General features: G+C 68.8%; 1 protein-coding gene. It reads right to left on the bottom strand.

Going from position 1 to position 2,659, the window contains the following annotated elements:
* Window positions 1-2,659, bottom strand: a 2,659-nt coding sequence (locus WD250_16290) for an ELWxxDGT repeat protein (protein ID MEX2621777.1), incomplete at both ends; no start/stop codon positions are given.

The raw sequence follows: 2,659 nt of genomic DNA, 5'->3' as shown, positions 1-2,659 counted from the left end.
AGCGGTGCGCCACAGCTCCCGGCCCTGCTCACCGGTGGCCGCGAACACCACCGTGTCCCCGATCGCGGTCATGCCCTCCGGGTGCGACGACCCACCCAGGTTGATGTCGGCCACCAGCGACGTGCCCGCCTCGGTGCCATCAGTCACCCACAGCTCCCGACCCGCGCCGTCGTCATGCTGGTCCTGTGGCGCAACCGAGCTGGGCGGCACATGCGGGTCGTCCTCACCGGTGCCACCAAAAGCGGAGAAGAACGCCACCTCGCCCACCGGCGAGAGCTCCAACGGGATCGACGACCCCTCCGGGTTCAAATCCACCACCAGGCCGGTGCCCGCCTCGGTGCCGTCGGAATGCCACAGCTCCCGGCCACGCTCGTCCTCGGCGTTGAACAACACGCCCTCACCGAACGCGGTCAGCTGCCGCAGTTGCACTATCGACGTCAGGGACCGGGTGCCCCCTTCGGTGCCGTCACTGACCCACAACTCAGCATTGCCAGTCTGGGGCTCGCCTGCGAAGAACAGCCGATCGCCAACGGGAGTCAGCGCCCGCAGTTGGGATCCACGGTCGGGGTTGAGATCCTTGACGAGGTGGGTGCCGGCCGCGGTGCCGTCACTGCGCCACAGCGCCCGGTAAGCGAACTCGTAGCTGGTTGTGCCATGGTCGGGATGCAACGGGTCGAAGAACACCACGTCGCCCACCGCGGCCATGTTTGCCGGCGACGACGTCAACCCCGGGAAGACATCTGTGACCAGCACGGTGCCCGCCTCGGTGCCATCGGATCGCCACAGCTCCCGGCCGTGGTCGGGATGGTCGGCGGTGAAGAACAGCGTGTCACCCGCAGCGGTGAGCAGCTGCGGACGCGAGTCGCCCCCCGGGACGAGGTCGGTGACCAGCCCGGTGCCCTCCGGCGTCCCGTCGGTGCGCCACAACTCACGGCCGTGGTCGGGATCGTAGGCGGAGAAGAACAACGTGTCACCCAGCGGCGTGAGATCGACCGCCAGGGCCGCGGCGCCGTTCCAGTCGGCGGCCGGGCCGGGACGCTGCGAGGACCCGTCGGGGTTGATGTCGTCAACCAGGTTCACGGCGGCCCCGTCCACGCGCGGCTGGGCGTCGCCGGGCTGAGCGTCGCCGTTTTCGGTGTCACCGAACTGGAGTTGCAGCACGAACCCGTTTCTGTCCTCGGGCGCGGGTGGGGTGTCCTGGAAGGCGTTGTGCGTCGGGCCGAACCCGCGCCCCGCGACGGTCACGGTGCCGGTCTCGTTCACATCGATGCCGTCCCAACGCGCGCTTTTCACACCACTTTCGGAGGCGCCGGTGAAGGTGGTGCCGTACAGCAGGTCGCCCTCGCCTCGCCCGGCGGGGTCGATGTGCAACAGCACCCCGGCGGCGCCTGCCGAGCCGTGGCCGAACCTGCCAGGGAACCCAGACTCGGGCTGCAGCGCGTCCTCGGTGACGTGCGGGAACTCACCCGACTGTGTTATCCCGGCGACCCAGGCGGTGCCCTCCGGGGTGGCGGCCACCGCCACGCCCTCGTCGGTCCAGAACCCGCCGAACAGCGTGGCGTACACCTGGTCGTCGGCGCCGTTGCCGGCCAGGTCGAACTCGCGTAGGGTCCCCTCCCGGATGCTGACATCGTGGCCGTGGTTGGCGAAGAAACGCGAGTGTTCGGTCTGCATCGCACCCAGCGTGGCGGGGGCCTCGAAGGCGTGGTCGCCGATGAGCGCGCCGCCGAAGTTCCCGGCGATGAACACCGTGTCGTGGTTGGGGTTCCAGGCGATGTCCCGCCCGCCGATGCCGTAGCTGGCGTACACGAACCGGTCGGTGCCCTCCAGACCCCAATCCAGCTTGACCAGCCACCCACCGACGGGCTCTTCCTGATAGGCCCCCGCGGTCGCCTCGAACGTGCCCCGGTTGCCGATGGCGTACACGAAGCCGTGGTCGTCGACGGTCACCGAAAACACGAACCGCGTGCCTATGGCGATCCGGTCGACCGCCGACTCTCCCGGCCCCGCGGCCGGGTCGATGCGCGCGACCCCCCCGGCGTTTTGCTCACCGACGTAGATCATGCCGGCGTCGTCCACGGCCATGGTCTCGATGCGTTCGGCGTAGTAGGTCGAGTGCATCAACTGCGATCCGTCAGGGCTGAGCAGGGTCACAAAACCCTTGCCGTGGCGGTCGGGCGGCTCCTGGTCGTGGGCGTCCTCGGTGATCGGGAAATCACTGGACCCGGTGATCCCGGCCATATGAACTACACCGTCGTCATCGACGAAAACGTCGCCCGCGCTATCGAAACTGCCGCCGTGCACGGTAGTGGCACTGCCACCGCCCAGGAACGTGGACCACTCCAGCGCGACCGCCCCGCCCTCGCCTGCCCCCGGGAGAAGCTTGGTGACGAACGCACTGGTGAAGACCGCGTCGTCGTCGCCTGGCCAGTCCTGCTGAAACGCACCCGGGGTGGTGGGGAAATCCAGCGAGTTCGTGGAGCCGGTGACATACACAGCCCCGTCATCATCAACGGCCATCCCACGGATCTCGTCGCGGCCGCTGCCGCCGAGGAAGGTGGCGTAGTCCACGGTCGGGTCGATCACCAGCGGATACGCCGGGTTGTAGTCGCCGACGGTGAACCCGACGTGGCCGTCGCGGTGGATGGTGAACGCTGCG

Source organism: Egibacteraceae bacterium (assembly GCA_040905805.1).
Classification (GTDB): Bacteria; Actinomycetota; Nitriliruptoria; order Euzebyales; family Egibacteraceae; genus DATLGH01.
This window is presented reverse-complemented; position numbering and strand designations above follow the sequence as displayed.